The organism is Stappia indica, from assembly GCF_009789575.1.
GTDB classification, from domain to species: Bacteria; Pseudomonadota; Alphaproteobacteria; order Rhizobiales; family Stappiaceae; genus Stappia; species Stappia indica_A.
The window spans coordinates 1,012,395-1,039,270 of record NZ_CP046908.1 but is presented as its reverse complement, the minus strand read 5'-3'; the positions used below and the strand labels follow the sequence as shown (position 1 = coordinate 1,039,270).

At 63.7% G+C, this 26,876-nt stretch carries 31 protein-coding genes and 1 tRNA gene; all 32 read left to right on the top strand.

Annotated elements, in window-relative coordinates; translation table 11 throughout:
• The first annotated feature begins 102 nt into the window (after nt 1-102).
• Nucleotides 103-1,278 carry an elongation factor Tu gene (gene tuf / locus GH266_RS04890; RefSeq protein WP_158192886.1) on the top strand — a complete coding sequence of 392 codons (1,176 nt, stop codon included), beginning with the start codon at nt 103-105 and terminating at the stop codon, nt 1,276-1,278.
• 200 nt (nt 1,279-1,478) lie between these two features.
• Nucleotides 1,479-1,554 (top strand) — tRNA-Trp (locus GH266_RS04885).
• A gap of 104 nt (nt 1,555-1,658) precedes the next feature.
• Nucleotides 1,659-1,856 carry a preprotein translocase subunit SecE gene (gene secE / locus GH266_RS04880; protein WP_067216551.1) on the top strand — a complete coding sequence of 66 codons (198 nt, stop codon included), beginning with the start codon at nt 1,659-1,661 and terminating at the stop codon, nt 1,854-1,856.
• A gap of 33 nt (nt 1,857-1,889) precedes the next feature.
• On the top strand, nt 1,890-2,420 hold the full coding sequence (gene nusG, locus GH266_RS04875; protein ID WP_158192896.1) for a transcription termination/antitermination protein NusG: 531 nt from the start codon (nt 1,890-1,892) through the stop codon (nt 2,418-2,420).
• A gap of 242 nt (nt 2,421-2,662) precedes the next feature.
• Entirely contained in the window at nt 2,663-3,094 is a 432-nt protein-coding gene (rplK, locus tag GH266_RS04870; RefSeq protein WP_158192895.1) for a 50S ribosomal protein L11, read from the top strand.
• A gap of 4 nt (nt 3,095-3,098) precedes the next feature.
• On the top strand, nt 3,099-3,794 hold the full coding sequence (gene rplA, locus GH266_RS04865) for a 50S ribosomal protein L1 (protein WP_158192894.1): 696 nt from the start codon (nt 3,099-3,101) through the stop codon (nt 3,792-3,794).
• A 342-nt stretch (nt 3,795-4,136) separates the two neighbouring features.
• Nucleotides 4,137-4,655, top strand: a complete 519-nt coding sequence (rplJ, locus tag GH266_RS04860) for a 50S ribosomal protein L10 (protein ID WP_158192893.1) — start codon at nt 4,137-4,139, stop codon at nt 4,653-4,655.
• 60 nt (nt 4,656-4,715) lie between these two features.
• The gene (gene rplL, locus GH266_RS04855; RefSeq protein ID WP_158192892.1) at nt 4,716-5,093 is read left to right on the top strand and encodes a 50S ribosomal protein L7/L12; all 378 of its coding nucleotides are present in this window, start codon (nt 4,716-4,718) and stop codon (nt 5,091-5,093) included.
• A gap of 202 nt (nt 5,094-5,295) precedes the next feature.
• Nucleotides 5,296-9,438 carry a DNA-directed RNA polymerase subunit beta gene (gene rpoB / locus GH266_RS04850; protein WP_158192891.1) on the top strand — a complete coding sequence of 1,381 codons (4,143 nt, stop codon included), beginning with the start codon at nt 5,296-5,298 and terminating at the stop codon, nt 9,436-9,438.
• 105 nt (nt 9,439-9,543) lie between these two features.
• Nucleotides 9,544-13,743: a DNA-directed RNA polymerase subunit beta' gene (gene rpoC / locus GH266_RS04845; RefSeq protein WP_158192890.1), complete on the top strand. Its 4,200-nt coding sequence runs from the start codon at nt 9,544-9,546 to the stop codon at nt 13,741-13,743.
• Nucleotides 13,744-13,863: 120 nt separating this feature from the next.
• Nucleotides 13,864-14,163 (top strand): regulator, encoded by a 300-nt coding sequence (locus tag GH266_RS04840; protein ID WP_158192889.1) that lies wholly within the window; start codon nt 13,864-13,866, stop codon nt 14,161-14,163.
• Between the two features lie 730 nt (nt 14,164-14,893).
• Nucleotides 14,894-15,364, top strand: coding sequence for a 30S ribosomal protein S7 (gene rpsG, locus GH266_RS04835; protein ID WP_158192888.1), 471 nt, complete (start codon nt 14,894-14,896; stop codon nt 15,362-15,364).
• A 23-nt stretch (nt 15,365-15,387) separates the two neighbouring features.
• Complete coding sequence (gene fusA / locus GH266_RS04830) at nt 15,388-17,463, top strand: elongation factor G (RefSeq protein ID WP_158192887.1); 2,076 nt, start codon at nt 15,388-15,390, stop codon at nt 17,461-17,463.
• A 49-nt stretch (nt 17,464-17,512) separates the two neighbouring features.
• A complete protein-coding gene (gene tuf, locus GH266_RS04825; protein ID WP_158192886.1) occupies nt 17,513-18,688 on the top strand; it encodes an elongation factor Tu in 1,176 nt (391 codons plus the stop codon).
• A gap of 53 nt (nt 18,689-18,741) precedes the next feature.
• Nucleotides 18,742-19,050, top strand: coding sequence for a 30S ribosomal protein S10 (gene rpsJ / locus GH266_RS04820; RefSeq protein WP_067216522.1), 309 nt, complete (start codon nt 18,742-18,744; stop codon nt 19,048-19,050).
• Between the two features lie 23 nt (nt 19,051-19,073).
• Entirely contained in the window at nt 19,074-19,784 is a 711-nt protein-coding gene (gene rplC, locus GH266_RS04815) for a 50S ribosomal protein L3 (protein WP_067216520.1), read from the top strand.
• Nucleotides 19,784-20,404 (top strand): 50S ribosomal protein L4, encoded by a 621-nt coding sequence (rplD, locus tag GH266_RS04810; RefSeq protein WP_158192885.1) that lies wholly within the window; start codon nt 19,784-19,786, stop codon nt 20,402-20,404. The genes rplC and rplD overlap by 1 nt, the downstream gene beginning before the upstream one ends.
• Entirely contained in the window at nt 20,401-20,694 is a 294-nt protein-coding gene (locus tag GH266_RS04805) for a 50S ribosomal protein L23 (RefSeq protein WP_067216514.1), read from the top strand. The genes rplD and GH266_RS04805 overlap by 4 nt, the downstream gene beginning before the upstream one ends.
• Nucleotides 20,695-20,710: 16 nt before the next feature.
• Nucleotides 20,711-21,544 (top strand): 50S ribosomal protein L2, encoded by an 834-nt coding sequence (gene rplB / locus GH266_RS04800; RefSeq protein ID WP_120267413.1) that lies wholly within the window; start codon nt 20,711-20,713, stop codon nt 21,542-21,544.
• A 12-nt stretch (nt 21,545-21,556) separates the two neighbouring features.
• Nucleotides 21,557-21,835, top strand: coding sequence for a 30S ribosomal protein S19 (gene rpsS / locus GH266_RS04795; protein ID WP_158192884.1), 279 nt, complete (start codon nt 21,557-21,559; stop codon nt 21,833-21,835).
• A gap of 2 nt (nt 21,836-21,837) precedes the next feature.
• Nucleotides 21,838-22,218 carry a 50S ribosomal protein L22 gene (rplV, locus tag GH266_RS04790; protein WP_158192883.1) on the top strand — a complete coding sequence of 127 codons (381 nt, stop codon included), beginning with the start codon at nt 21,838-21,840 and terminating at the stop codon, nt 22,216-22,218.
• Nucleotides 22,218-22,940 carry a 30S ribosomal protein S3 gene (gene rpsC / locus GH266_RS04785; RefSeq protein WP_158192882.1) on the top strand — a complete coding sequence of 241 codons (723 nt, stop codon included), beginning with the start codon at nt 22,218-22,220 and terminating at the stop codon, nt 22,938-22,940. Before rplV ends, rpsC begins: the two co-directional genes overlap by 1 nt.
• Before the next feature lie 44 nt (nt 22,941-22,984).
• Nucleotides 22,985-23,398, top strand: a complete 414-nt coding sequence (gene rplP / locus GH266_RS04780; protein ID WP_067216503.1) for a 50S ribosomal protein L16 — start codon at nt 22,985-22,987, stop codon at nt 23,396-23,398.
• Between the two features lie 23 nt (nt 23,399-23,421).
• The gene (gene rpmC, locus GH266_RS04775) at nt 23,422-23,622 is read left to right on the top strand and encodes a 50S ribosomal protein L29 (RefSeq protein WP_067216501.1); all 201 of its coding nucleotides are present in this window, start codon (nt 23,422-23,424) and stop codon (nt 23,620-23,622) included.
• Between the two features lie 10 nt (nt 23,623-23,632).
• Nucleotides 23,633-23,875 carry a 30S ribosomal protein S17 gene (gene rpsQ, locus GH266_RS04770; RefSeq protein WP_067216498.1) on the top strand — a complete coding sequence of 81 codons (243 nt, stop codon included), beginning with the start codon at nt 23,633-23,635 and terminating at the stop codon, nt 23,873-23,875.
• A gap of 56 nt (nt 23,876-23,931) precedes the next feature.
• Entirely contained in the window at nt 23,932-24,300 is a 369-nt protein-coding gene (gene rplN / locus GH266_RS04765) for a 50S ribosomal protein L14 (RefSeq protein WP_067216497.1), read from the top strand.
• Nucleotides 24,300-24,617, top strand: a complete 318-nt coding sequence (gene rplX, locus GH266_RS04760; RefSeq protein WP_158192881.1) for a 50S ribosomal protein L24 — start codon at nt 24,300-24,302, stop codon at nt 24,615-24,617. The genes rplN and rplX overlap by 1 nt, the downstream gene beginning before the upstream one ends.
• Nucleotides 24,610-25,167 carry a 50S ribosomal protein L5 gene (rplE, locus tag GH266_RS04755; protein ID WP_067216492.1) on the top strand — a complete coding sequence of 186 codons (558 nt, stop codon included), beginning with the start codon at nt 24,610-24,612 and terminating at the stop codon, nt 25,165-25,167. The genes rplX and rplE overlap by 8 nt, the downstream gene beginning before the upstream one ends.
• Nucleotides 25,168-25,190: 23 nt before the next feature.
• Nucleotides 25,191-25,496 (top strand): 30S ribosomal protein S14, encoded by a 306-nt coding sequence (gene rpsN / locus GH266_RS04750; protein WP_067216490.1) that lies wholly within the window; start codon nt 25,191-25,193, stop codon nt 25,494-25,496.
• A 12-nt stretch (nt 25,497-25,508) separates the two neighbouring features.
• Nucleotides 25,509-25,907, top strand: coding sequence for a 30S ribosomal protein S8 (gene rpsH / locus GH266_RS04745; RefSeq protein ID WP_067216487.1), 399 nt, complete (start codon nt 25,509-25,511; stop codon nt 25,905-25,907).
• Nucleotides 25,908-25,951: 44 nt separating this feature from the next.
• A complete protein-coding gene (gene rplF, locus GH266_RS04740; protein WP_158192880.1) occupies nt 25,952-26,485 on the top strand; it encodes a 50S ribosomal protein L6 in 534 nt (177 codons plus the stop codon).
• An 11-nt stretch (nt 26,486-26,496) separates the two neighbouring features.
• Nucleotides 26,497-26,859 carry a 50S ribosomal protein L18 gene (gene rplR / locus GH266_RS04735; RefSeq protein WP_158192879.1) on the top strand — a complete coding sequence of 121 codons (363 nt, stop codon included), beginning with the start codon at nt 26,497-26,499 and terminating at the stop codon, nt 26,857-26,859.
• Nucleotides 26,860-26,876: the final 17 nt, after the last annotated feature.

Here is a 26,876-nt window from a genome sequence, read left to right as displayed (position 1 = left end):
TACGACAAACGCGCATGCCCTGCTTAGCATCCACCGCCCTGGGGCGGTCGGGTCTTGATCGAAATGATGGACTTAACCGCAAGTTAACAGAGAGCGACGCCGATGGCGAAAGCAAAGTTTGAGCGGACGAAGCCGCACGTGAACATTGGCACGATCGGCCACGTCGACCATGGCAAGACGACGCTGACGGCGGCGATCACGAAGTTCTTCGGCGAGTTCAAGGCGTACGACATGATCGACGCGGCTCCCGAGGAGCGTGCACGCGGCATCACGATCTCGACGGCTCACGTTGAGTACGAGACGGAAGCGCGTCACTACGCCCACGTGGACTGCCCGGGTCACGCCGACTACGTGAAGAACATGATCACGGGTGCGGCGCAGATGGACGGCGCGATCCTGGTCTGCTCGGCGGCCGACGGCCCGATGCCGCAGACCCGCGAGCACATCCTTCTGGCCCGTCAGGTCGGCGTTCCGGCTCTGGTGGTGTTCCTGAACAAGGTCGACCAGGTCGACGACGCGGAGCTGCTCGAGCTGGTCGAGATGGAAGTGCGCGAGCTGCTTTCGTCCTACGAGTTCCCGGGCGACGACATTCCGATCGTTGCCGGTTCGGCTCTTGCCGCCCTTGAGGGCCGCGACGAGGCGATCGGCGAGACGAAGATCCGCGAGCTGATGGCTGCGGTCGACGACTACATCCCGACGCCGGAGCGTCCGGTCGACATGCCGTTCCTGATGCCGATCGAGGACGTGTTCTCGATCTCGGGCCGCGGCACGGTGGTGACCGGCCGCGTCGAGCGCGGCATCGTGAAGGTCGGCGAGGAAGTCGAGATCGTCGGCATCCGCGACACCAAGAAGACGACGGTTACCGGCGTCGAGATGTTCCGCAAGCTTCTGGACCAGGGCCAGGCCGGCGACAACATCGGTGCTCTGATCCGCGGCGTCGGCCGCGAGGACGTGGAGCGCGGCCAGGTTCTTTGCAAGCCGGGTTCGGTGACGCCGCACACGAAGTTCAAGGCCGAGGCCTACATCCTGACGAAGGAAGAGGGTGGTCGCCATACTCCGTTCTTCACCAACTACCGTCCGCAGTTCTACTTCCGCACGACGGACGTGACGGGCGTGGTGACGCTGCCGGAAGGCACGGAGATGGTGATGCCGGGCGACAACGTGTCGGTCGAGGTTGAGCTGATCGTGCCGATCGCGATGGAAGAGGGTCTGCGCTTCGCTATCCGCGAGGGCGGCCGTACCGTCGGCGCCGGCGTCGTCGCCTCCATCATCAAGTAACCAACATGGCGGAACGGGTGATCCGTTCCGTCCTGGGTTCAAGGGCGTCGCCTCCGGGCGGCGCCTTTTTTTGTTTCCTACTCCCGGCGAGCCCGGTCGGGCGGGGCGAAAAACTGCAAGGATGTGAATAATTTGCCGGAAGGTGCATTTCGCGCTTGAAGCGGCGGGGAAAGTTATCTAAGTCAGGTCGCGAAAGGTCTAGGGGTGTAGCTCAGTTGGTAGAGCATCGGTCTCCAAAACCGAGGGCCGGGGGTTCGAGTCCCTCCGCCCCTGCCACCTTTGCTCTTGATCGACGGGCCATTAGGCCTTAATTAGAGCTTTCGACCAAGGCGCGTGGATGATTCCGCGCGCCTGTGTGTCGTGAAAAGACCGGCAGTTGAATGGCGAAATCGAATCCTTTCACGTTCATCGACGAAGTTCGCAAGGAAACGTCGAAGGTGACGTGGCCTACGCGCAGGGAGACCGCTGTGACCACCGTCATGGTGTTCATCATGGTGTTCCTCGCCGCCATCTTCTTTTTGCTCGCCGACTGGCTGATGGGTCAGGGTATCGGCTTGCTCCTGGGTCTCGGCAACTGAGCGGAGTCCGGTACACAATCGGCTTGAGGGATTATGGCCAAGCGTTGGTATATCGTCCACGCCTACTCGAATTTCGAGAAGAAGGTGGCGGACGCGATTCGGGAAAAAGCGCAGCAGCAGGGGCTTGAGGATCTTTTCGAAGAGATTCTCGTTCCGACGGAAAAGGTCGTGGAAGTGCGGCGTGGCCGCAAGGTCGACGCCGAGCGCAAGTTCTTCCCGGGCTACGTGCTGGTCAAGATGGAAATGACCAATGAGGCATTCCACCTGATCAAGAACACGCCGAAGGTCACCGGGTTCCTGGGCGCGGATCAGAAGCCTGTGCCGATTTCGGATTCCGAGGCGATGCGCATCCTGCACCAGGTGCAGGAAGGCGTGGAGCGCCCGAAGCCGTCCATCAGCTTCGAGATCGGCGAGCAGGTTCGCGTCTCGGACGGTCCGTTCGCCTCTTTCTCCGGCCTTGTCGAGGAAGTGGACGACGAGCGGGCCCGCCTCAAGGTCGCGGTGTCGATCTTCGGTCGCGCGACCCCGGTCGAGCTGGAATACGGTCAGGTCGAGAAGCTCTGATTTTTTACGGTCCGGGACTTGCCGTTCGGCATTCCGGGCCGTTTGCCGCGTTCGCCGTTTACCATCGGCGGGCGGGGCAGTTGCCGGCGATCTGTCGCCGGTTTCCGCCGAAAGGCGGGTTGACGGGGACGTTCCCCGCTCCCTGGTGGGAGGTCTGACGCGCTCCATTCGCCGGACGCGTTGCGGCTGCACCACCTGATCTGAAGACGCCGGTTATCCGGCAGCGCCAGTTGGAGATACGAATGGCGAAGAAAATCGAAGGTTACATCAAGCTGCAGGTGCCGGCCGGCTCCGCGACCCCGTCGCCGCCGATCGGTCCGGCGCTTGGTCAGCGCGGCCTCAACATCATGGAGTTCTGCAAGGCGTTCAACGCGCAGACCCAGGATATCGAGAAGGGCACCCCGTGCCCGACCGTGATCACCTATTACTCCGACCGCTCCTTCACCTTCCAGGTGAAGACGGCTCCGGTCGCCTTCTTCCTGAAGAAGGCCTCGGGCCTGAAGTCGGGTTCGAAGACCCCGGGCAAGGGCGGCTTCGTCGGCAAGGTCACCCGTGACCAGGTCCGCGAGATCGCGGAAGCGAAGATGAAGGACCTGAACGCGAACGACGTCGAGGCGGCCATGCTGATGGTCGAGGGCTCGGCGCGGTCCATGGGTCTCGAGGTCACGGAGTAAGACGATGGCGAAGGTTGGAAAGCGCATCAAGTCTGCCCGCGAGGGCATCGACCGCAACAAGCTCTACGCCCTCGACGAGGCGCTGACGCTGGTCAAGGAGCGGGCAACCGCCAAGTTCGACGAGTCCGTCGAAATCGCCATCAATCTCGGTGTCGACCCGCGTCACGCCGACCAGATGGTCCGCGGCGTCTGCGTGCTGCCGAACGGCACGGGCAAGACGGTCCGCGTCGCGGTGTTTGCCCGCGGCGACAAGGCCGATGAGGCCAAGGCTGCCGGTGCCGACATCGTCGGCGCCGAGGAGCTGGTCAACGAGGTCCAGGGCGGCAAGATCGATTTCGATCGCTGCATCGCCACGCCGGACATGATGCCGCTCGTCGGCCGTCTCGGCAAGGTTCTCGGCCCGCGCGGCTTGATGCCGAACCCGAAGGTCGGCACCGTGACCCCGGACGTCGCCTCTGCAGTGCGCGATGCCAAGGGCGGCGCCGTGCAGTTCCGCGTCGAGAAGGCGGGCATCATTCACGCCGGCGTCGGCAAGACCTCGTTCGAGGCCGACAAGCTGAGCGAGAACATCAAGGCGATCGTCGATGCTGTGGTCAAGGCCAAGCCGACGGGCGCCAAGGGTACCTACCTGAAGCGCGTTGCCGTCAGCTCGACCATGGGTCCGGGCCTGAAGGTCGACCCGTCGACGGTTACGGCCTGATCAGTCAGGCAGGCGGGGCGCGCGTCGCGCCGCCGAACACGAATTCCGTCCGGCGGAAACGCCGGGCGGATCATCTGCCGGGAACGGCAGGTGTCCTGTCCGAGACTGCAGGTGCGGGTCTGGCTCCGGCCAGGGTCGTCTAAGCCCAACGGGCCTGCATAGACGGGTGCGAACCGAATTCGCGGCTCAGGCCGCACCGGTTCGAACCGTTTGTCCTTGCCGCGCCGTCATGGCTCGCGAGGGGGCAGGATCCTCGGTGTTGTCCACCGGTGGTTCCGCAAGGCACCGCCGGAGGGCGGCAGAGACAAACCGGCGGCGCAAGCCGCCAAATGGAGTAGGCAAGTGGAAAGAGCGGAGAAGCGAGAGTTCGTCGCGTCGTTCAACGAGGTGTTGAAGAACACCGGCGTTGTCGTCGTTGCGCACTACGCCGGCCTTTCGGTTGCGGAAATGACGACCTTCCGGTCGCAGGTTCGCGCCGCTGGAGGCTCGGTCAAGGTCGCCAAGAACCGTCTTGTGAAGCTTGCCCTTCAAGGCACCGAGCTCGAGCATATCGCTGGTCTGTTTACCGGCCCGACCGTCATCGCCTATTCGGACGATCCGGTTGCCGCCGCCAAGGCCACGGTTGCTTTCGCCAAGACCTCGAACAACCTGGTTGTTCTGGGTGGCGCGCTCGGCACGACGAACCTGAATGCGGACGGGGTCAAGGCGCTTGCCGAGATGCCGTCGCTCGACGAGCTGCGCGCGAAGCTGGTGGGCATGATCCAGACCCCCGCTTCCCGTATCGCCCAGGTTGTCAACGCTCCGGCCGGGCAGCTCGCCCGCGTCTTCGGCGCGTATGCCAAGAAGGACGAAGCCGCATAAGGCGGACCACAAACACACTGTCGAGACCGATCACGGTTCGAACCATAGGGACTTACGAAAATGGCTGATCTCGAAAAGATCGTTGAGGAACTGTCCGCGCTCACCGTCATGGAGGCCGCGGAGCTTTCGAAGATGCTCGAGGAGAAGTGGGGCGTGTCCGCCGCTGCTCCGGTCGCCGTCGCTGCTGCTGCCGGTGGCGCTGCTGCCGCTCCGGCCGAGGAAGAGAAGACGGAGTTCGACGTTGTCCTGGCCGATGCCGGCGACAAGAAGATCAACGTCATCAAGGAAGTGCGCGCGATCACCGGTCTGGGCCTGAAGGAGGCCAAGGACCTGGTCGAGGGCGCTCCGAAGACCGTCAAGGAAGCCGTTTCCAAGGCCGAAGCCGAAGAGCTGAAGAAGAAGCTCGAAGAGGCCGGCGCCAAGGTCGAGCTGAAGTAATCAGGCTTTTGCCTGGACACTCCCGGCGCGGTTTCGCGCCGGGAGTTCAAGTCTGTCGAACCCCGGCGGGAAATCCTGACCGGGGTATCAGTCCCTAAGAAGGGGCGGCTGTCCGAAGGGCCGTATGCGTGGGGGCCACGCTGACGGTTGAGCCGGAACCGGCTTTTCGGAGAGCCGTACCAGATCGAAACGAGGAGCGACAATGGCGCACACGTTCAACGGTCGCAAGCGGGTCCGTAAGATCTACGGATCGATCCGCGAAGTCGCCGCGATGCCCAATCTCATCGAGGTCCAGAAGGCGTCCTACGACCAGTTCCTTCAGGTCGACAAGCCCGAGACCGGGCGGGGCGAAGAAGGACTGGAGGCGGTCTTCCGCTCCGTCTTCCCGATCTCCGATTTCGCGGGCACCGCGCTGCTGGAATTCGTGTCCTACGAGTTCGAGGCGCCGAAGTATGACGTCGAGGAGTGCCGCCAGCGCGGCATGACCTTCGCCGCCCCGCTGAAGGTGACCCTGCGCCTGATCGTGTTCGATGTCGACGAGGACACCGGCGCGAAGTCCGTCAAGGACATCAAGGAGCAGGACGTCTACATGGGCGACATGCCCTTCATGACGGACAACGGCACCTTCGTGGTGAACGGCACCGAGCGCGTCATCGTCTCGCAGATGCACCGCAGCCCGGGCGTGTTCTTCGACCACGACAAGGGCAAGACCCACTCCTCGGGCAAGCTGCTGTTCGCGGCACGCATCATCCCGTATCGCGGGTCGTGGCTCGACATCGAGTTCGACGCGAAGGACATCGTCCATGCGCGCATCGACCGTCGCCGCAAGATCCCGGTCACCTCGCTGCTGAAGGCCCTCGGCCTCGACGGCGAGCAGATCCTCAACACGTTCTACAAGCGGATCGAGTACACCCGCGACGAGCCGGGCTCCTGGCGCGTGGCGTTTGACGGCGACCGCCTGAAGGGCACCAAGGCCGCCTTCAACCTGATCGACGCCGACAGCGGCGAGATCGTGGTCGAGGCCGGCCGCAAGATCACCGCGCGGACCGTTCGCCAGCTGGCCGACAAGGGCGTCACCGCCCTGAAGGTTCAGGACGAGGACCTGTACGGCCAGTACCTGGCCGAGGACATGGTCGACCCGTCGACGGGCGAGATCTATGCCGAGGCCGGTGACGAGCTCAACGAGAAGATCCTCGGCGATCTGCTCGATCGCGGCTACGACGAGATCGCGGTGCTCGATATCGACCACGTGACGACCGGCGCCTATATCCGCAACACGCTCTCGGTCGACAAGAACGAGACGCGCGAGGATGCGCTGTTCGACATCTATCGTGTCATGCGCCCGGGCGAGCCGCCCACCGTCGACACTGCCGAGGCGATGTTCGCCTCGCTGTTCTTCGATTCGGAGCGCTACGACCTGTCGGCCGTCGGCCGCGTGAAGATGAACATGCGCCTCGACCTGCAGTGCGAGGACACCGTCCGCACGCTGCGCAAGGAAGACATCCTTGCGGTGATCCGCGAGCTGCTGGAACTGCGCGACGGCCGCGGCGAGATCGACGACATCGACAATCTCGGCAACCGCCGCGTGCGTTCGGTCGGCGAGCTGATGGAGAACCAGTACCGCGTCGGTCTGCTGCGCATGGAGCGCGCCATCAAGGAGCGCATGTCGTCGGTCGAGATCGACACGGTCATGCCGCAGGACCTGATCAACGCCAAGCCGGCGGCTGCCGCCGTGCGCGAGTTCTTCGGTTCCTCGCAGCTGTCGCAGTTCATGGACCAGACCAACCCGCTGTCCGAGGTCACGCACAAGCGTCGCCTCTCGGCGCTTGGCCCGGGCGGTCTGACGCGCGAGCGCGCCGGCTTCGAGGTGCGCGACGTGCACCCGACGCATTACGGCCGTATCTGCCCGATCGAGACGCCGGAAGGCCCGAACATCGGCCTGATCAACTCGCTCGCGACCTTCGCCCGCATCAACAAGTACGGCTTCATCGAGAGCCCGTACCGCAAGGTGAAGGACGGCCAGGTCACGGCGGAGACCGTCTACCTCTCGGCGATGGAAGAGGCGAAGTACCACATCGCCCAGGCCAATGCCGAGATCGACGAGGACGGCCGTTTCGTCTCCGACCTGATCACCTGCCGCCATGCCGGCGAGAACATGCTGCTCCCGCCCGAGCGCGTCGAGTTCATGGACGTCTCGCCGAAGCAGCTGGTGTCGGTTGCCGCCTCGCTCATTCCCTTCCTGGAGAATGACGACGCCAACCGCGCGCTGATGGGCTCGAACATGATGCGTCAGGCCGTGCCGCTGGTGCGTGCCGAGGCGCCGTTCGTCGGCACCGGCATGGAGCCGGTGGTGGCGCGCGACTCGGGTGCGGCGATTGCCGCGCGCCGTTCGGGCGTCGTCGACCAGGTGGATGCGACCCGTATCGTCATCCGGGCGACCGAGGATCTCGATCCGTCGAAGTCCGGCGTCGACATCTACCAGCTGATGAAGTTCCAGCGGTCCAACCAGAACACCTGCATCAACCAGCGTCCGCTGGTGCGTGTGGGCGACGTGCTCGGCAAGGGCGACATCATCGCCGACGGCCCGTCGACGGATCTGGGCGACCTGGCCCTCGGCCGGAACGTGCGCGTCGCGTTCATGCCGTGGAACGGCTACAACTTCGAGGACTCGATCCTGCTGTCCGAGCGGATCGTGCGCGACGACGTGTTCACCTCCATTCACATCGAGGAATTCGAGGTGATGGCGCGCGACACGAAGCTCGGGCCGGAGGAAATCACCCGCGACATTCCCAACGTCTCGGAAGAGGCGCTGAAGAATCTCGACGAGGCCGGCATCGTCTATATCGGCGCCGAGCTGAAGCCGGGCGACATCCTGGTCGGCAAGATCACGCCGAAGGGCGAGAGCCCGATGACGCCGGAAGAGAAGCTTCTGCGCGCCATCTTCGGCGAGAAGGCCTCCGACGTGCGCGACACGTCGCTGCGCCTGCCGCCGGGCGTGACCGGTACCGTCGTCGAAGTGCGCGTCTTCAACCGCCATGGCGTGGAGAAGGACGAGCGCGCGATGGCGATCGAGCGCGAGGAGATCGAGCGTCTGGCCAAGGACCGCGACGACGAACAGGCGATCCTGGACCGCAACGTCTATGGCCGTCTGGCCGAGATGCTGCTGGGCAAGACCGCCGTCGCCGGCCCGAAGCACTTCAAGAAGAACGTCGAAGTTACTGGCGACGTCCTCAACGAGTTCCCGCGCTCGCAGTGGTGGCAGATCGCCGTCGAGGACGAGAAGCTGATGAGCGAGGTCGAGGCACTTCGCGGTCAGTACGACGAGAGCCGCAAGCGCCTCGAGCAGCGCTTCATCGACAAGGTGGAGAAGCTGCAGCGTGGCGACGAGCTGCCGCCGGGCGTCATGAAGATGGTGAAGGTCTTCGTCGCGGTGAAGCGCAAGATCCAGCCGGGCGACAAGATGGCCGGCCGTCACGGCAACAAGGGCGTGGTGTCGAAGATCAACCCGATCGAGGACATGCCGTTCCTGGCCAATGGCGACCATGTCGACATCGTGCTGAACCCGCTCGGCGTGCCGAGCCGCATGAACGTCGGACAGATCCTCGAGACGCATCTCGGCTGGGCCTGTGCAGGCATGGGCCGGAAGATCGGCGAGCTGTACGAGGAGTACAAGCGCTCGGGCAAGATCGAGGCGCTCAAGGGCGAGATCGTCGAGGTGTTCGGCGACAACCTCAAGGGCGAGCCGGTCAAGGACTACGATGACGCTTCCGTCATCCGTCTGGCCGAGCAGCTGAAGACCGGCGTTCCGATCGCGACCCCGGTGTTCGACGGTGCCCGCGAGCCGGACATCGTCAGCATGCTCGAGCAGGCGGGCTACAACGGATCCGGCCAGTCGACCCTCTATGACGGTCGTACCGGCGAGGAGTTCGACCGTCAGGTGACTGTGGGCTACATCTACATGCTGAAGCTCCACCACCTGGTCGACGACAAGATCCACGCCCGTTCGATCGGCCCGTACTCGCTCGTGACCCAGCAGCCGCTGGGTGGCAAGGCGCAGTTCGGCGGCCAGCGCTTCGGCGAGATGGAGGTGTGGGCACTGGAAGCTTACGGTGCCGCCTACACCCTGCAGGAGATGCTGACGGTCAAGTCGGACGACGTGGCCGGCCGCACCAAGGTCTACGAGGCGATCGTGCGCGGCGACGACACGTTCGAGGCGGGCATTCCGGAGAGCTTCAACGTTCTCGTGAAGGAAATGCGCTCGCTCGGACTGAATGTCGAGCTGAAGGACGACAAGGTACAGTTGCCCACTGATCCGGGCGTTCCGGCGGTCGACGCGGCGGAGTGACCCTCCGCCTGATGCCGATCACCGCACACACACGATGCCGCATTGCAGGAGCGGGAGGCAGGGTATGGACCCTGCTTCCCTTCCGCGCATTCGAGGAGAGAGCCCATGAATCATGAGGTCATGAACCTGTTCAACCAGCAGGCTCCCGCCCAGACCTTCGACCACATCAAGATCTCGATCGCTAGCCCCGAGAAGATCATGTCGTGGTCCTACGGCGAAATCAAAAAGCCGGAGACGATCAACTACCGTACGTTCAAGCCGGAACGGGATGGCCTGTTCTGTGCGCGCGTGTTCGGTCCGATCAAGGACTACGAGTGCCTTTGCGGCAAGTACAAGCGGATGAAGTACAAGGGCGTCATCTGCGAGAAGTGCAACGTCGAGGTCACCCTGTCCCGCGTCCGCCGCGAGCGCATGGGTCATATCGAGCTTGCCGCTCCGGTTGCGCATATCTGGTTTCTGAAGTCGCTGCCCTCGCGCATCGGCCTTCTGCTGGACATGACGCTGAAGGATCTCGAGCGCGTCCTGTACTTCGAGTACTACGTGGTGCTGGAGCCGGGCCTGACGCCGCTGAAGCAGAACCAGCTTCTGTCGGAAGAGGACTTCCTGCGCGCCCAGGACGAGTACGGCGAGGACGCCTTCACGGCGATGATCGGCGCGGAAGCCATCCGCGAGATGCTGATGTCGCTCGACCTGGAGAAGGAGCGCGACCAGATCCGCAAGGAGATCTCCGAGGCGACGACCGAGCTGAAGCCGAAGAAGCTGGCCAAGCGTCTCAAGGTGGTCGAGGCCTTCATCGAGTCCGGCAATCGCCCGGAATGGATGATCCTCACCGTGGTCCCGGTCATCCCGCCGGACCTGCGTCCGCTGGTTCCGCTGGACGGCGGCCGCTTCGCGACCTCCGACCTCAACGACCTGTATCGCCGCGTCATCAACCGCAACAACCGTCTGCGGCGCCTGATGGAGCTGCGTGCGCCGGACATCATCATCCGCAACGAGAAGCGCATGCTTCAGGAGTCGGTTGATGCGCTGTTCGACAACGGCCGTCGCGGCCGCGTCATCACGGGTGCCAACAAGCGTCCGCTGAAGTCGCTGTCCGACATGCTGAAGGGCAAGCAGGGCCGCTTCCGTCAGAACCTGCTCGGCAAGCGCGTCGACTATTCCGGCCGTTCGGTGATCACCGTGGGTCCGGAGCTGAAGCTGCATCAGTGCGGCCTGCCGAAGAAGATGGCGCTGGAGCTGTTCAAGCCGTTCATCTACTCCCGCCTCGACGCCAAGGGCTTCTCCTCCACGGTGAAGCAGGCGAAGAAGCTGGTGGAGAAGGAGCGTCCGGAAGTCTGGGATATCCTCGACGAGGTCATCCGCGAGCATCCGGTCCTGCTGAACCGCGCACCGACCCTGCACCGTCTCGGCATCCAGGCGTTCGAGCCGACGCTGATCGAAGGCAAGGCGATCCAGCTGCACCCGCTCGTCTGCGCGGCGTTCAACGCCGACTTCGACGGTGACCAGATGGCCGTGCACGTGCCGCTCTCGCTGGAAGCCCAGCTGGAAGCGCGCACGCTGATGATGTCGACCAACAACATCCTGCATCCGGCCAACGGTTCGCCGATCATCGTGCCGTCGCAGGACATCGTCCTCGGCCTCTACTACCTGTCGCTGATTGCCGACGGGGAGCCGGGCGAGGGCATGGTGTTCGGCAATATCGGCGAGCTGCATCACGCGCTCGAGACGAAGTCCGTGACCCTGCATGCGAAGATCCGCGGCCGCGTCCGCGCCATCGACGCCGAGGGCAACACGTCCAACCGGATCGTGGAGACCACGCCGGGCCGCATGCTGATCGGCGAGCTCCTGCCGCTGCATCACGAAGTGCCGTACGACGTCTGCAACAAGCTGATGACCAAGAAGGACATCAGCCGCATGATCGACGCGGTGTACCGTGCCTGCGGCCAGAAGGAGACCGTGATCTTCTGCGACCGCATCATGGGTCTGGGCTTCAGCCATGCCTGCCGTGCCGGCATCTCGTTCGGCAAGGACGACATGGTGATTCCGGAGACGAAGGCCGGCCTGGTCGACGAGACCGCGACCCTCGTGAAGGAATACGAGCAGCAGTACAACGACGGCCTGATCACCCAGGGCGAGAAGTACAACAAGGTCGTCGACGCGTGGGCCAAGTGCACCGACCGCGTCGCCGACGAGATGATGAAGCGCATTCAGGCGGTCCAGCGCGACGAGGAGACCGGGCGTCAGAAGCAGATCAACTCGATCTACATGATGTCCCACTCCGGCGCCCGTGGCAGCCCCGCGCAGATGAAGCAGCTTGCCGGCATGCGTGGCCTCATGGCCAAGCCGTCGGGCGAGATCATCGAGACGCCGATCATCTCGAACTTCAAGGAAGGCCTGTCGGTGCTGGAGTACTTCAACTCCACGCACGGTGCCCGTAAGGGTCTGGCCGACACCGCGCTGAAGACGGCGAACTCGGGTTACCTGACCCGTCGTCTCGTCGACGTGGCGCAGGACTCGATCATTCTGGAGACGGATTGCGGTTCGGAGAACGGCATCACCATCCAGGCGATCGTCGATGCCGGCCAGGTCATCGCCTCGCTCGGTCATCGCGTGCTGGGCCGTACCGCGGCCGAGGACGTGCTGAACCATGCGACCGGCGAGCTCATCGTCCCGCGCGGTACCTTGATCGAGGAGAAGGACGTCGAGGCCATCGAGGCCGCGAACGTCCAGATGATCAAGATCCGCTCGGTGCTGACCTGCGAGACCAAGCGCGGCGTCTGCGCGACCTGCTACGGTCGCGACCTGGCCCGCGGCACGCCGGTGAACATGGGCGAGGCGGTCGGCGTCATCGCGGCGCAGTCGATCGGCGAGCCGGGCACCCAGCTGACCATGCGTACCTTCCATATCGGCGGTACGGCGCAGGTGGTGGACCAGTCCTTCATCGAGTCCAACTTCGAGGGCACGGTGCGGATCCGCAATCGCAACGCGGTTCGCGATTCCGACGGGAACCTGGTCGCAATGGCCCGCAACATGGCGGTCGTCATCATCGACGCAGACGACAACGAGCGTGCGGTGCACCGCATCGCCTACGGTTCGAAGCTGCATGTCGACGAGGGCGACACGGTCAAGCGCGGCCAGCGCATCGCCGAGTGGGATCCCTACACCCGTCCGATGCTCTCCGAGGTGGATGGCGTCGTCGACTCCGAAGACCTGGTCGAGGGCGTGTCGGTGCAGGAGACCACGGACGAGGCGACCGGTATCACCAAGCGCGTGGTCATGGACTGGCGGACGTCGCAGCGCGGCAACGACCTGAAGCCGGCGATCGTCATCAAGGACTCCACCGGATCGATCAAGAAGCTGCCTCGTGGCGGCGATGCCCGGTCCCTGCTGTCCGTCGATGCGATCCTGTCGGTGCAGATCGGCGCCGAGGTGCAGGCGGGTGACGTGCTTGCACGTATCCCGCTGGAAAGCGCCCGTACCAAGGACATTACCGGCGGTCTGCCGCGTGTGGCCGAGCTGTTCGAGGCACGTCGTCCGAAGGATCACGCGATCATCGCGGAAATCGACGGTACGATCCGCTTCGGTCGCGACTACAAGAACAAGCGGCGCATCATCATCGAGCCGCACGAGGAAGGTGCGGATCCGGTCGAGTACCTCATCCCGAAGGGCAAGCACTTCCATCTTCAGGAAGGCGACACCATCGAGAAGGGCGAGTACATCCTCGACGGCAACCCGGCACCGCACGACATCCTGGCCATTCGTGGCGTGGAGGCGCTGGCCGCCTACCTCGTCAACGAGATCCAGGAGGTCTACCGGCTGCAGGGCGTGGTGATCAACGACAAGCACATCGAGGTGATCGTTCGCCAGATGCTGCAGAAGATCGAGATCAACGATCCGGGCGATACGGAACTGCTGTCCGGCGAGCATGTCGACCGCCTCGATCTCGACGAGATCAACGACCGGGCGATCGACGACGCGCGCAAGCCGGCCTCCGGCGTGCCGGTCCTGCTCGGCATCACCAAGGCGAGCCTGCAGACCCGTTCGTTCATCTCGGCTGCTTCGTTCCAGGAGACCACCCGCGTCCTTACCGAGGCGGCGGTCAACGGCAAGCAGGACGAGCTGGAGGGTCTGAAGGAGAACGTCATCGTCGGCCGTCTGATCCCGGCCGGCACCGGCGGCATGATGACCCGCATCCGCGAGATCGCGCAGCATCGCGACGATCTGATCCTGGAGGCGCGCAAGGCGTCTTCCACGATCGACCAGGCGGATGGCATGCTGGAAGACCTGACCGGCGCGGGCGAATAACCCCCGTCCTCAGGAACGCAATGAAGGGAAGGGCCGCCATCGTGCGGCCCTTTTCCTTTGGCGACTGGCAGACGACACAGGCCGGCACGGCTCGGCGGAACAGGGTGAGGGAGAGGCGAGATGGCGCCGCACTATCGGGACCAGGCGGATGCTCCGACCGTCTACATCATTGTCGGCCACGCGAGGGAAGGGGATCTCGGCACGCCGGAGGCGGCGATCCCGGTGAACATCCTGCTGCGCGCGGCGGATGAGGACAGCGCCGTGCGCCTGGCGCTCGAGGCGTTGAAGGGGCAGGGGTTTGCGGAAGCCTCCCTCGACCAGATCGGCGTGATCCTGGAGGAGCCGGACGATCCGACCTTCGAGCAGGCCTATGAGGATGCGCTCGCCGGCGAGGTGGCGGTCATCGCCTATCGGGGCTGACCCCTTCAAGGGGAATCGGGAATCGTTCTTCCCGCCGATGCCCCGGCCCGGCGAATCCGGAAAGAGAATCTCCTCGCCTGCGGCGGATCCAGGTTGAGAAAGAGTAAATGCGGGGGCAGCGCGAGGGGGCAAGGCCTGCTCCCATCCGCCGGCCCGGAGGGAGCCCGGCTCGCGGTTCAATCCAGGCACGACGCAATGTTGCGCAAACGTCGATAAAAATATTCCATTTGTTGCGCCAATGCGGCCAAACAGGATAGAAATGTCGTTGCAGCGGCGGCCGAACGGGCGAGGGCGATTTATTCCCCGCCGCACTTGACGCAGGGCCGGCCTAACTGTAGGTTCCGCGCATCCCGAAAGCAGGCGGTAAGCGGCTTTTCGTTCGATGCGCCAAGCGTTGGACACAGGCTGACTTAAACGCTGCTGGGATTACGAGGCGAAAAAATATCGTATGCATGACCGCTTCCGGGTGGTCCTCTCGATTGGCGGCGCCTTTCCCGTTTACCGCGGGAACAGGCGCGATTCCGCATGTCCTGCGGGATCAGCTGGGTCAGAACCCTGGTTCTGGCGTTGCGTCCGCCGCGCCTTTCCGTTCGTTCAAGCGGACGGGTGAGATATTCGCGTTGCGCCTGAGGCGGAACGTAACGGAGTTGGGGCCGGAAACGGTTCCTGAAAGCGCAAAAAGGCCAGCCCCGGGTTGGCACTTTGGAAAGTCAAGGTCTGAGGATCTGCCATGTCACGCCGTCACAAGGCTGAAAAGCGCGAAATCATTCCCGATCCGAAGTTCGGGGACAACGTCGTTACCAAGTTCATGAATTCGATCATGTACGACGGTAAGAAGTCGGCCGCCGAGCGGATCGTCTACGGCGCATTCGACATCATCGAGGGCAAGGTTCGTCAGAACCCCGTCGAGGTGTTCCATGCTGCTCTCGACAACGTCATGCCGCAGGTCGAGGTCCGGTCCCGCCGCGTGGGTGGTGCCACCTATCAGGTTCCGGTCGAGGTCCGTGCGGACCGTCGCCAGGCCCTGGCCATCCGCTGGCTGATCACGGCTGCCCGCAACCGCAACGAGACGACGATGGTCGATCGTCTGTCCGGCGAGCTGCTGGATGCCGCGAACAACCGCGGTTCCGCCGTCAAGAAGCGCGAAGACACGCACCGGATGGCCGAAGCCAACCGCGCGTTCTCGCACTATCGCTGGTAATTCGGACCGGAGAGGCTGACATCATGTCGCGCACTCACAAGATCGAAGACTACCGCAATTTCGGTATCATGGCCCACATCGATGCGGGCAAGACCACGACGACCGAGCGGATTCTCTTCTACACCGGCAAGAGCCACAAGATCGGCGAAGTCCATGACGGCGCCGCCACGATGGACTGGATGGAGCAGGAGCAGGAGCGTGGCATCACGATCACGTCCGCTGCCACCACTGCGTTCTGGAACAACAAGCGCCTGAACATCATCGACACGCCGGGTCACGTCGACTTCACCATCGAGGTGGAGCGTTCCCTGCGCGTGCTCGACGGTGCGGTTGCCCTGCTCGACGCCAATGCCGGTGTCGAGCCGCAGACCGAGACCGTCTGGCGTCAGGCCGACAAGTATCATGTCCCGCGCATGATCTTCGTCAACAAGATGGACAAGCTCGGTGCGGACTTCTACCGCTGCGTCGAGATGATCAAGTCGCGCCTCGGTGCGAAGCCGCTCGTCATGCAGCTCCCGGTGGGCGCCGAGAGCGACTTTGCCGGCGTCGTCGACCTGATCAAGATGAAGGCCCTGATCTGGCGCGACGAGTCGCTCGGCGCTGCCTGGGACGAGGTCGAGATCCCGGCTGACCTGGCCGACAAGGCCCAGGAATACCGCGATCTGATGATCGAGACCGCCGTCGAGGCCGACGAGGCCGCGATGGAGGCCTATCTCGAGGGTGAGGAGCCGACGAATGAGGGCCTGAAGGCGCTCATCCGCAAGGGCACCATCAACAGCGAGTTCGTTCCGGTGTTCTGCGGCTCGGCGTTCAAGAACAAGGGCGTGCAGCCCCTGCTCGACGGCGTCGTCGATTACCTGCCGAGCCCGATCGAGGTTCCGGCGATCAAGGGTATCGATCCCAAGACCGAGGCCGAGACGGTTCGCAAGTCGGGCGACGAAGAGCCGCTCTCCATGCTGGCCTTCAAGATCGCCAACGATCCGTTCGTCGGTTCGCTGACCTTCTGCCGCATCTACTCCGGCGTCCTGAACAAGGGCGTGTCTCTCCAGAACACGGTGAAGGAGAAGAAGGAGCGCGTCGGCCGCATGATGCAGATGCACGCGAATTCGCGTGAGGACATCGACGTGGCTTACGCTGGCGACATCGTTGCCATCGCCGGCCTGAAGGACACGACCACCGGCGATACGCTGTGCGACCCGCTGAAGCCGGTCATCCTGGAGCGCATGGAGTTCCCGGATCCGGTCATCGAGATCGCCGTCGAGCCGAAGACCAAGGGCGACCAGGAGAAGATGGGCCTCGCGCTCAATCGTCTGGCTGCCGAGGATCCGTCCTTCCGCGTCAAGACCGACGAAGAGTCCGGCCAGACGATCATCGCCGGCATGGGCGAGCTTCATCTCGACATCATCGTCGACCGCATGAAGCGCGAGTTCAAGGTCGAGGCGAACATCGGTGCGCCGCAGGTTGCCTACCGCGAGACGATCACCCGTCAGGCGGAAGTCGACTACACCCACAAGAAGCAGACCGGCGGTACGGGCCAGTTCGCCCGCATCAAGCTGGTCATCGAGCCGAACGAGGCCGGTGCCGGCTACGCGTTCCAGAGCACGATCGTGGGTGGTTCGGTCCCGAAGGAGTACATCCCGGGCGTCACCAAGGGTATCGAGAGCGTCATGTCCTCGGGCCCGCTGGCAGGCTTCCCGATGGTCGACATCAAGGCCACCCTCATCGACGGTGCCTACCACGACGTCGACTCCTCGGTCCTGGCGTTCGAGATCGCGGCACGTGCCGGTTTCCGTGAGGCCATTCAGAAGGCCGCGCCGAAGCTGCTCGAGCCGATCATGAAGGTCGAGGTGGTGACGCCGGAAGACTACATGGGCGACGTCATCGGCGATCTGAACTCCCGTCGTGGCCAGATCACCGGCACCGAGAATCGCGGTGTCGTCACCGCGGTGAACGCGATGGTGCCGCTGGCCAACATGTTCGGTTACGTCAACAACCTGCGCTCGATGTCGCAGGGACGTGCCCAGTACTCGATGGTGTTCGACCACTACGAGCAGGTTCCGCAGGCTGTCGCGCAGGAAGTTCAGGCCAAGTACGCCTGATTGCCGTCAACGCCACATCAACTGAATAACGAAGGTACGGAGAAATCCGATGGCGAAAGCAAAGTTTGAGCGGACGAAGCCGCACGTGAACATTGGCACGATCGGCCACGTCGACCATGGCAAGACGACGCTGACGGCGGCGATCACGAAGTTCTTCGGCGAGTTCAAGGCGTACGACATGATCGACGCGGCTCCCGAGGAGCGTGCACGCGGCATCACGATCTCGACGGCTCACGTTGAGTACGAGACGGAAGCGCGTCACTACGCCCACGTGGACTGCCCGGGTCACGCCGACTACGTGAAGAACATGATCACGGGTGCGGCGCAGATGGACGGCGCGATCCTGGTCTGCTCGGCGGCCGACGGCCCGATGCCGCAGACCCGCGAGCACATCCTTCTGGCCCGTCAGGTCGGCGTTCCGGCTCTGGTGGTGTTCCTGAACAAGGTCGACCAGGTCGACGACGCGGAGCTGCTCGAGCTGGTCGAGATGGAAGTGCGCGAGCTGCTTTCGTCCTACGAGTTCCCGGGCGACGACATTCCGATCGTTGCCGGTTCGGCTCTTGCCGCCCTTGAGGGCCGCGACGAGGCGATCGGCGAGACGAAGATCCGCGAGCTTATGGCTGCGGTCGACGACTACATCCCGACGCCGGAGCGTCCGGTCGACATGCCGTTCCTGATGCCGATCGAGGACGTGTTCTCGATCTCGGGCCGCGGCACGGTGGTGACCGGCCGCGTCGAGCGCGGCATCGTGAAGGTGGGCGAGGAAGTCGAGATCGTCGGCATCCGCGACACCAAGAAGACGACGGTTACCGGCGTCGAGATGTTCCGCAAGCTTCTGGACCAGGGCCAGGCCGGCGACAACATCGGCGCTCTGATCCGCGGCGTCGGCCGCGAGGACGTGGAGCGCGGCCAGGTGCTGTGCAAGCCGGGTTCGGTGACGCCGCACACGAAGTTCAAGGCCGAGGCCTACATCCTGACGAAGGAAGAGGGTGGTCGCCACACTCCGTTCTTCACCAACTACCGTCCGCAGTTCTACTTCCGCACGACGGACGTGACGGGCGTGGTGACGCTGCCGGAAGGCACGGAGATGGTGATGCCGGGCGACAACGTGTCGGTCGAGGTTGAGCTGATCGTGCCGATCGCGATGGAAGAGGGTCTGCGCTTCGCTATCCGCGAGGGCGGCCGTACCGTCGGCGCCGGCGTCGTCGCCTCCATCATCAAGTAACCAACATGGCGGAACGGGTGATCCGTTCCGCCGTCCCGCTCGGGGATTGAGAGATGAACGGTCAGAACATTCGGATCCGTCTCAAGGCGTTCGACCATCGGGTTCTCGATGCGTCGACCCGTGAGATCGTCAACACGGCGAAACGGACCGGTGCACAAGTGCGCGGCCCCGTGCCGCTGCCCACGCGGATCGAGAAGTACACTGTGCTTCGTGGTCCGCATATCGACAAGAAAAGCCGTGATCAGTTCGAGATGCGCACTCACAAGCGTCTCCTCGACATCGTTGATCCGACGCCGCAGACCGTGGACGCGCTCATGAAGCTCGACCTTGCGGCCGGTGTCGACGTCGAGATCAAGCTGTAAGGCGCTCACAAGGGGACACGCCGATGCGTTCTGGAGTGATCGCACAGAAGGTGGGTATGACTCGCATCTATAACGATGCGGGTGAGCATGTGCCGGTGACGGTGCTGAAGCTCGAAAACTGTCAGGTTGTTGCCCACCGGACGGAAGAGAAGAATGGCTATGTCGCGCTGCAGGTCGGCGCCGGTCTGGCCAAGGTGAAGAATACGTCGAAGGCCATGCGCGGACATTTCGCCGTTGCCAGCGTCGAGCCGAAGCGCAAGCTTGCCGAGTTCCGCGTCTCCTCGGAGAACGTGATCGAGGTGGGTGCGGAGATCACGGCCGACCACTTCGTCGAGGGGCAGTTCGTGGACGTCACGGGCACCTCGATCGGCAAGGGCTTCGCCGGTGCCATGAAGCGTCACAACTTCGGTGGTCTGCGCGCCTCTCACGGCGTGTCGATCTCGCACCGTTCGCATGGTTCGATCGGTCAGTGCCAGGATCCGGGCAAGGTCTTCAAGGGTAAGAAGATGGCCGGACACATGGGCGCCGAGCAGGTGACCACGCAGAACCTGAAGATCGTCCGCACCGATCCGGAGCGCGGCCTGATCATGATCCAGGGCGCAGTCCCGGGGTCGAAGGGTGGCTGGATCGTGGTTCGCGACGCCGTCAAGAAGGCCCTGCCGGATGGCGTGCCGATGCCGGGCGCGTTCCGTGCTTCCGCGGCCGAGGCTGCGGTCGAGAAGGAGAGCGAGTGATGGAACTTGAGGTGAAGACCCTGGACGGGGCCGCCGCCGGTTCGATCACGGTGTCGGACGAGATCTTCGGTCTCGATCCGCGCACCGACCTGATCCACCGCGTCGTGCGTTGGCAGCTCGCCAAGCGCCAGGCCGGTACTCACAAGGCCCAGCAGCGCTCGGAAGTCTCCGGCTCGACGAAGAAGTTCGTCCGCCAGAAGGGTTCCGGCGGCGCGCGTCACGGCAACAAGAAGGCCCCGCAGTTCCGCGGCGGTGGTAAGGCTCACGGCCCGGTCGTGCGCAGCCACGCTCACGACCTGCCGAAGAAGGTTCGCGCCCTCGGCCTGCGTCACGCCCTTTCGGCGAAGTTCAAGGCCGACGGCCTGATCATCGTCGACGTGGTGAGCGCCGAGGAGGCCAAGACCAAGGCTCTGGCCGCGCGTCTGGCGAACCTGGGCCTGAGCAATGCGCTCGTCGTGGACGGCAGCGAGATCGATGCGAACTTCCGCCTCGCCTCGCGCAACATCCCGGCGATCGACCTGCTGCCCGTCGAAGGCCTGAATGTCTATGACATCCTGCGTCGTGAGAAGCTGGTGCTGACCAAGTCGGCGGTGACGGCTCTCGAGGAGCGGTTCAAATGACCAACCTGAAGCACTACGACACGGTCGTTTCCCCGGTGATTACCGAGAAGGCGACCTTCGCTTCGGAGCAGAACAAGGTCGTGTTCAACGTCTCCCCGACGGCGACCAAGCCCGAGATCAAGGCGGCAGTCGAGGCGCTGTTCGGCGTCAAGGTCACGGCAGTGAACACCCTGGTCCGCAAGGGCAAGGCGAAGCGCTTCCGCGGCCGTCTCGGCCAGCAGTCCGACGTCAAGAAGGCGGTCGTGACGCTTGCCGATGGCCAGTCCATCGACGTCACCACCGGACTCTGAGGGCGGAGAAGGAAAGATGGCACTCAAGACCTTTAACCCGACGTCGCCCGGTCGTCGCCAGCTGGTGATGGTCGACCGCTCGTCCCTGTACAAGGGCAAGCCGGTCAAGACGCTCACGGAAGGCCTGTCGAAGACGGGTGGCCGCAACAACCTCGGCCGTACGACGTCGCCGAATCGCGGTGGCGGCCACAAGCGCCGTTACCGTCTGATCGACTTCAAGCGGACCAAGGCCGACATGTTCGCGACCGTCGAGCGGATCGAATACGATCCGAACCGGACGGCCTTCATCGCTCTCATCAAGTATGAGGACGGTGAGCTTGCCTACATCCTGGCGCCGCAGCGCCTGGCCGTTGGCGACAAGGTCGTGTCCGGCAAGCTCGTCGACGTGAAGCCGGGCAATGCGATGCCGCTGGCCTCGATCCCGGTCGGCACGATCGTGCACAATGTCGAGCTGAAGCCGGGCAAGGGCGGCCAGGTGGCCCGTTCCGCCGGTGCGTATGCCCAGATCGTCGGCCGTGACCAGGGTTACACCACGGTCCGCCTGCAGTCTGGCGAGCAGCGCCGCATTCTCGGCACCTGCATGGCCTCGATCGGCGCCGTGTCCAACCAGGACCATGGCAACATCAACCTCGGCAAGGCGGGTCGTTCTCGCTGGATGGGTCGTCGCCCGCATGTTCGCGGTGTCGCGATGAACCCGGTCGACCACCCGCATGGTGGTGGTGAGGGCCGTACCTCGGGTGGCCGTCATCCGGTTACCCCGTGGGGCAAGCCGACCAAGGGCAAGCGCACGCGTCGCAACAAGGCCACGGACAAGTTCATCGTCCGCAGCCGCCACGCGCGCAAGAAGTAAGAGGGGCCTGGAATGGCACGTTCTGTTTGGAAAGGCCCGTTCGTCGACGGCTTTCTGCTGAAGAAGGCAGATAAGGTCCGCGCCTCGGGTCGCAACGAAATCATCAAGATGTGGAGCCGGCGCTCGACCATCCTGCCGCAGTTCGTGGGTCTCACCTTCGGCGTCTACAATGGTCAGAAGCACGTTCCGGTTCTGGTGTCCGAGGACATGATCGGTCACAAGTTCGGCGAGTTCTCGCCGACCCGGACCTATTACGGCCACGGCGCTGACAAGAAGGCGAAGAGGAAGTAACGATGGGCAAGCCGAAGGGCGGGCGCGCGCTCGCCGATAACGAGGCGAAGTCGGTCGCCCGGATGCTGCGGGTCTCCCCGCGCAAGCTCAACCTCGTCGCGGCAACGATCCGCGGCAAGAAGGTCGAGAAGGCGCTCGCCGACCTCACCTTCTCGCGCAAGCGGATCTCCGACGACGTCAAGAAGGCGTTGATGTCGGCGATCGCGAATGCCGAGAACAACCACGATCTCGACGTCGACAGCCTTGTCGTGGCCGAAGCCCACGTGGGCAAGGCGTTCGTGATCAAGCGGTTCCAGGCGCGTGCTCGTGGCCGTGTGGGTCGGATCGAGAAGCCGTTTTCGAACCTGACCATCGTCGTCCGCGAAGTCGAGGAGACTGCCTGATGGGACACAAAGTTAACCCGATCGGTCTGCGTCTTGGCATCAACCGCACCTGGGATTCGCGCTGGTATGCGGACAAGGGCGAGTATGGCAAGCTGCTGCACGAGGATTTCCGCATCCGCGAGTATATCCTCAAGGCCCTGAAGCAGGCGGCCGTTTCCAAGGTCGTCGTCGAGCGTCCGCACCGCAAGTGCCGCGTCACCGTTCATTCCGGTCGTCCCGGCGTGATCATCGGCAAGAAGGGCGCGGACATCGAGAAGCTGCGCAAGGCTCTCTCGGACATGACCTCGTCGGACGTGCACATCAACATCGTTGAAGTGCGCAAGCCGGAAGTCGACGCCCAGTTGGTCGCCGACTCGATCTCGCAGCAGCTGGAGCGCCGCGTGGCGTTCCGCCGCGCCATGAAGCGCGCCGTGCAGTCGGCGATGCGCATGGGCGCCCAGGGCATCCGCATCAACTGCGGTGGCCGTCTGGGTGGCGCGGAAATCGCGCGTACCGAATGGTACCGCGAAGGCCGCGTGCCGCTGCACACGCTGCGCGCCGACATCGACTATGGCGTGTCCACGGCGCACACCGCCTACGGCACGTGCGGCGTCAAGGTCTGGATCTTCAAGGGCGAAATCCTTGAGCACGATCCGATGGCCTCGGAGCGCCGTGCGGTTGAGGGCGACGGAACGAACCAGGGCGGCGGACGCCGCGAGCGCGAGCGCGGCCGCGCCGCCTAACGGCGCCGGTCGGTCTTGGACAGAAGCAAAGAGCGAGAGAAGAGATGCTGCAACCGAAGCGAACGAAGTTCCGCAAGCAGCACAAGGGCCGGATCCACGGCACCGCCAAGGGCGGTACGGATCTCAACTTCGGCGCCTTCGGCCTGAAGGCCGTCGAGCCGGAGCGGGTGACCGCGCGCCAGATCGAGGCGGCCCGTCGTGCCATGACCCGTCACATGAAGCGTGCGGGTCGTGTTTGGATCAGGATCTTCCCGGACGTGCCGGTTTCGTCGAAGCCGACCGAGGTCCGCATGGGTAAGGGTAAGGGTTCGCCGGACTATTGGGCCTGCAAGGTCAAGCCCGGTCGGATCATGTTCGAAATCGACGGCGTGCCGGAAGATACGGCACGTGAGGCGATGCGCCTTGCGGCAGCCAAGCTGCCGATCAAGTGCCGCTTCGTCCAGCGTATCGCCGACTGAGGCGCGACCAGGAGACTAGTGCCATGAAGGCGACAGACGTTCGGGCAAAGACCATGGACGAGCTGGGAACGGAGCTCGAGAGCCTGAAGAAGGAGCAGTTCAATCTGCGCTTCCAGCGGGCTACCGGCCAGCTTGAGAACACGGCGCGGGTCCGCCAGGTGCGCCGCGACATCGCCCGCATCCAGACGATCATGCGCGAGAAGCGCGTGGCGACAAGCGCGTAAGGAGATCGAAATGCCGAAACGCGTTCTGCAGGGTGTCGTTGTCAGCGACGCCAACGAAAAGACGGTGACGGTTCGTGTGGAGCGCCGCTTCACGCATCCGCTCTACAAGAAGACCGTTCGTCGCTCGAAGAAGTATCGGGCGCACGACGAGACCAACGCGCACAAGGTCGGGGACACCGTCCTCATCCAGGAATGCGCGCCGATCTCGAAGACCAAAACCTGGACCGTTGTCGAAGGGTCGACCGCGGACTGACGTGATTTCCGGCGCCCGGTGACGGGCGCGGTGAAAGAAGAATAAGGCGGCCAGTCATGATTCAGATGCAAACAAACCTCGACGTGGCGGATAATTCCGGCGCCCGTCGTGTCATGTGCATCAAGGTGCTCGGCGGCTCGAAGCGGAAATATGCCAGCGTCGGCGACATCATCGTCGTCAGCGTCAAGGAGGCCAATCCGCGCGGCCGCGTCAAGAAGGGCGACGTGATGAAAGCGGTCGTTGTGCGCACGGCGAAGGATATCCGCCGGCCCGACGGCTCCGTGATCCGGTTCGACCGCAATGCGGCCGTGCTGGTCAACAACAACAAGGAACCGATCGGGACCCGTATCTTCGGCCCGGTTCCGCGTGAACTGCGTGCGAAGAACCACATGAAGGTGATCTCGCTCGCGCCGGAGGTTTTGTAATGGCCGCCAAGATCAAGAAGGGCGACACTGTCGTCGTGCTTACCGGTCGTGACAAGGGCAAGACCGGTGAAATCGTCCGCATGCTGCCGGACGATAACAAGGCTGTGGTGCGTGGCGTGAATGTGGTTCGTCGCCACCAGCGCCAGACCGCCCAGTCGGAAGGTGGCATCGTTTCGAAGGAGCTGCCGGTTCACGTGTCGAACCTGGCGCTTGCCGACCCCAAGGATGGCAAGCCGACGCGCGTCGGGTTCCAGATCAAGGAAGACGGCACCAAGGTGCGCGTGGCCAAGCGTTCGGGGGATCTGATCGATGGCTGAGACCAAGACCGCTCCGCGGCTGAAGACGGAATATCTGGAAAAGATCCGTCCGGCGCTGCAGGAGAAGTTCAACTACAAGAACCCGATGCAGATCCCGTCGCTCGAGAAGATCGTTCTCAACATGGGCGTCGGCGAAGCAGTCGCGGACAGCAAGAAGGCGAAGATCGCCGCCGACGACCTGGCGATGATCGCCGGTCAGAAGCCGGTGATCACCCGCGCTCGCACGTCCATCGCCACCTTCAAGGTGCGCGAGGGCATGCCGCTCGGTGCCAAGGTCACGCTGCGTGGCGAGCGCATGTACGAGTTCCTGGACCGCCTGATCACCATCGCGCTGCCGCGCGTTCGTGACTTCCGCGGTCTGAACGCGAAGAGCTTCGACGGACGTGGCAACTATGCCATGGGCATCAAAGAGCACATCGTGTTCCCGGAAATCAATTACGACAAGGTCGACCAGATCTGGGGCCTTGACGTGATCGTGTGCACGTCCGCGGACAATGATGACGAGGCGCGCGAGCTTCTGCGCGCGTTCAACTTCCCGTTCCGTAAGTAAACGGGAAAGAACGAGGACAGACGATGGCGAAGAAGAGCGCGATCGAGAAGAACAAGCGGCGCGAGCGGCTCGTTAAGAAGTACGCCGAGAAGCGTGCGGAACTGAAGGCTGCGGCGAAGGACGAAGGTCTCTCGCTCGAGGAGCGTTACGCAGCGCGCCTCAAGCTTGCCAAGCTGCCGCGCAACTCCGCGGAGATTCGCGTGCGCAACCGGTGCGAAGTCACCGGTCGTCCGCGCGGCTACTACCGCAAGCTGAAGATGTCGCGCGTTGCGCTTCGCGAGCTGGGCTCCAAGGGTTTGGTCCCGGGCCTCGTGAAGTCGAGCTGGTAAGGAGACGGTCCGATGGCGATTTCTGATCCCTTGGGCGATATGCTCACCCGGATCCGCAATGCTCAGATGCGGCGCAAGAGCAAGGTCTCGACGCCGGCATCGAAGCTGCGCGAACATGTGCTCGACGTTTTGGTCGCGGAAGGGTATATCCGCGGCTACTCGATGGTCGAGTACGAGGGCGGCAAGTCCGAGCTCGAGATCGAGCTGAAGTATTTCGACGGCGAACCGGTGATCCGCTCGATCGAGCGTGTCTCGAAGCCGGGTCGGCGGGTGTATTCTTCGGTGAAGAATATCCCGCGCGTCGCAAACGGTCTGGGTGTCTCGATCCTGTCCACGCCGCGTGGCGTGATGGCGGATCACGATGCCCGTGAGCAGAACGTGGGTGGCGAGGTTCTCTGCCGCATCTTCTGATGCGGCAGTCCTTGCCAGGCAATTGAACTGGACAGGTTGGTCATATGTCTCGAATTGGCAAGAAGCCAGTCCCCGTGCCGAGCGGGGTAACGGCAACGATCAACGGCCAGATGGTCGAGGTGAAAGGCCCGAAAGGACAGCTGTCCTTCGTGCTCAACAGCCTCGTTCTGGCCGAAATGAACGACGATGGTATCTCGATCACCATGCGTGAGGACAGCAAGCCTGCCCGCGCCATGTGGGGCATGTCCCGCACGATGGTCGAGAACCTGGTGACGGGCGTCAGCAAGGGCTTCGAGAAGAAGCTCGAGATCACCGGCGTCGGTTACCGCGCACAGGTGCAGGGCAAGAACCTGCAGCTCGCGCTCGGTTTTTCCCATGACGTGGTCTATGCGATGCCCGAGGGCATCGAGGCCGCTTGCCCGAAGCCGACGGAGATCATCATCACCGGCATCGACAAGCAGCGCGTTGGCCAGGTAGCTGCGGAAATCCGCAAGTACCGGCCGCCGGAGCCCTACAAGGGCAAGGGCATCCGCTATGCGGGCGAGTTCATCGTCCGTAAGGAAGGCAAGAAGAAGTAACGGACCGGATCATGGCGAAGACAAACAATGGCTTCGAACGTCGCCGCGACCGCGTCCGTCGTTCGATCAAGAAGGTTATGAACGGCCGTCCGCGTCTGTCGGTGCACCGTTCGTCCAAGCAGATCTATGCTCAGATCATCGACGACGTTCAGGGTTGCACCCTGGCGTCCGCCTCGACGATCGAGAAGGATCTTCGTGGCACGCTGAAGACCGGCGGCAACATCTCGGCTGCGGCCGAGGTCGGCAAGCTCATCGCAGAGCGTGCCAAGGCTGCTGGCGTCACCCAGGTCGTGTTCGACCGTGGCGGCTACATGTACCACGGGCGCGTGAAGGCTCTGGCCGACGCCGCGCGCGAGGGCGGACTGGAATTCTGATCGTCGTCAAGACGCTC

Excerpts from the sequence above, each read along its gene's own strand:
- rplP (WP_067216503.1), top strand. The coding sequence starts at position 22,985 with ATGCTGCAACCGAAGCGAACGAAGTTCCGCAAGCAGCACAAGGGCCGG.
- tuf (WP_158192886.1), top strand. The coding sequence starts at position 17,513 with ATGGCGAAAGCAAAGTTTGAGCGGACGAAGCCGCACGTGAACATTGGC.
- rplK (WP_158192895.1), top strand. The coding sequence starts at position 2,663 with ATGGCGAAGAAAATCGAAGGTTACATCAAGCTGCAGGTGCCGGCCGGC.
- rplC (WP_067216520.1), top strand. The coding sequence starts at position 19,074 with ATGCGTTCTGGAGTGATCGCACAGAAGGTGGGTATGACTCGCATCTAT.
- rpsC (WP_158192882.1), top strand. The coding sequence starts at position 22,218 with ATGGGACACAAAGTTAACCCGATCGGTCTGCGTCTTGGCATCAACCGC.
- GH266_RS04840 (WP_158192889.1), top strand. The coding sequence starts at position 13,864 with ATGGCGCCGCACTATCGGGACCAGGCGGATGCTCCGACCGTCTACATC.
- rplL (WP_158192892.1), top strand. The coding sequence starts at position 4,716 with ATGGCTGATCTCGAAAAGATCGTTGAGGAACTGTCCGCGCTCACCGTC.
- rplB (WP_120267413.1), top strand. The coding sequence starts at position 20,711 with ATGGCACTCAAGACCTTTAACCCGACGTCGCCCGGTCGTCGCCAGCTG.
- rpsG (WP_158192888.1), top strand. The coding sequence starts at position 14,894 with ATGTCACGCCGTCACAAGGCTGAAAAGCGCGAAATCATTCCCGATCCG.
- rpmC (WP_067216501.1), top strand. The coding sequence starts at position 23,422 with ATGAAGGCGACAGACGTTCGGGCAAAGACCATGGACGAGCTGGGAACG.
- rpsQ (WP_067216498.1), top strand. The coding sequence starts at position 23,633 with ATGCCGAAACGCGTTCTGCAGGGTGTCGTTGTCAGCGACGCCAACGAA.
- rpsN (WP_067216490.1), top strand. The coding sequence starts at position 25,191 with ATGGCGAAGAAGAGCGCGATCGAGAAGAACAAGCGGCGCGAGCGGCTC.
- rplA (WP_158192894.1), top strand. The coding sequence starts at position 3,099 with ATGGCGAAGGTTGGAAAGCGCATCAAGTCTGCCCGCGAGGGCATCGAC.
- rpoB (WP_158192891.1), top strand. The coding sequence starts at position 5,296 with ATGGCGCACACGTTCAACGGTCGCAAGCGGGTCCGTAAGATCTACGGA.
- rplF (WP_158192880.1), top strand. The coding sequence starts at position 25,952 with ATGTCTCGAATTGGCAAGAAGCCAGTCCCCGTGCCGAGCGGGGTAACG.
- rplV (WP_158192883.1), top strand. The coding sequence starts at position 21,838 with ATGGGCAAGCCGAAGGGCGGGCGCGCGCTCGCCGATAACGAGGCGAAG.
- rplN (WP_067216497.1), top strand. The coding sequence starts at position 23,932 with ATGATTCAGATGCAAACAAACCTCGACGTGGCGGATAATTCCGGCGCC.
- nusG (WP_158192896.1), top strand. The coding sequence starts at position 1,890 with ATGGCCAAGCGTTGGTATATCGTCCACGCCTACTCGAATTTCGAGAAG.
- rpsS (WP_158192884.1), top strand. The coding sequence starts at position 21,557 with ATGGCACGTTCTGTTTGGAAAGGCCCGTTCGTCGACGGCTTTCTGCTG.
- tuf (WP_158192886.1), top strand. The coding sequence starts at position 103 with ATGGCGAAAGCAAAGTTTGAGCGGACGAAGCCGCACGTGAACATTGGC.
- rplD (WP_158192885.1), top strand. The coding sequence starts at position 19,784 with ATGGAACTTGAGGTGAAGACCCTGGACGGGGCCGCCGCCGGTTCGATC.
- GH266_RS04805 (WP_067216514.1), top strand. The coding sequence starts at position 20,401 with ATGACCAACCTGAAGCACTACGACACGGTCGTTTCCCCGGTGATTACC.
- rpoC (WP_158192890.1), top strand. The coding sequence starts at position 9,544 with ATGAATCATGAGGTCATGAACCTGTTCAACCAGCAGGCTCCCGCCCAG.
- fusA (WP_158192887.1), top strand. The coding sequence starts at position 15,388 with ATGTCGCGCACTCACAAGATCGAAGACTACCGCAATTTCGGTATCATG.
- rplE (WP_067216492.1), top strand. The coding sequence starts at position 24,610 with ATGGCTGAGACCAAGACCGCTCCGCGGCTGAAGACGGAATATCTGGAA.
- rpsJ (WP_067216522.1), top strand. The coding sequence starts at position 18,742 with ATGAACGGTCAGAACATTCGGATCCGTCTCAAGGCGTTCGACCATCGG.
- rplR (WP_158192879.1), top strand. The coding sequence starts at position 26,497 with ATGGCGAAGACAAACAATGGCTTCGAACGTCGCCGCGACCGCGTCCGT.
- secE (WP_067216551.1), top strand. The coding sequence starts at position 1,659 with ATGGCGAAATCGAATCCTTTCACGTTCATCGACGAAGTTCGCAAGGAA.
- rpsH (WP_067216487.1), top strand. The coding sequence starts at position 25,509 with ATGGCGATTTCTGATCCCTTGGGCGATATGCTCACCCGGATCCGCAAT.
- rplX (WP_158192881.1), top strand. The coding sequence starts at position 24,300 with ATGGCCGCCAAGATCAAGAAGGGCGACACTGTCGTCGTGCTTACCGGT.